Source organism: Dryocola clanedunensis subsp. sulfonylureivorans (assembly GCF_016756775.1).
GTDB lineage: Bacteria > Pseudomonadota > Gammaproteobacteria > Enterobacterales > Enterobacteriaceae > Dryocola > Dryocola clanedunensis.
Genome location: NZ_JAERMU010000077.1, coordinates 1 through 734, shown reverse-complemented (window position 1 = coordinate 734; position 734 = coordinate 1). Strand labels below are relative to the sequence as shown.

General features: G+C 61.2%; 1 protein-coding gene. It reads right to left on the bottom strand.

Annotated elements, in window-relative coordinates:
• Positions 1–686 (bottom strand): Clp protease N-terminal domain-containing protein (locus HYQ67_RS24520; protein ID WP_272929799.1); only part of this gene is annotated, 686 nt, incomplete at its 3' end.
• Positions 687–734: the final 48 nt, after the last annotated feature.

The following is a 734-nucleotide window of genomic DNA, read 5'->3' as shown; positions in this document are numbered from 1 at the left end:
GAGAGAATATCCACCATCTGGCGAATTTCGGTGTCACGGCCAAAGACCGGATCGATGTTGCCTTCACGCGCTTTGGCGGTGACATCGAGAGTGAATTTATCCAGCGCGTTCTGGAGCGCAGGATTCAGCTCCCCTTCTTTTATCTCTGCTCCGTCTGCATGCCCTATCCTCTCCACGCTGCCGTCGCTCTGCGCCAGCCCGGCTTCCTGCTGAATATCAGGACGTTCGTCAGACTGCGCGTCCAGAAGGGGACGCAGGCGCTCAAGCTGGCTCTGGCCCAGCGTCAGCAGCGGCCACAGGCCGTCGCAGCGGGCCAGTTTCGGCTTATCGACCAGCGCCATCAGCAGATGAACGCCGCGGATCTGCTCTTCTCCGGCGAGCGAGGCCAGCATCCAGGCCCCCTGCATCAGCGTCTGAATGCCGTCGGAAAGCTGTGGGCGGGTGCGCACCGAGCGCGGTAATTTATCCAGCCAACCCAGTAAATCCTGCCACAGCGCATCCATGTCCCATTCGTAGCGGCGCGCCAGCACCGTCAGATCGCCTTCGCCCTGCTCCAGCAGCTTCAGCAGCCAGTGCTCGGGCAGGATTTCCGCATGTGCACGGGTCTGACACAGCGAGGCAGCCCCTTCCATGGCGCGGGCGCAGTAAGGATTAAGACGGCGTAACAGGACGGCTGGATTTTCCATGAGTTTCTCTCTTTATGTCTTCCGGGCACGCTACCGCCCCTCGCTGTT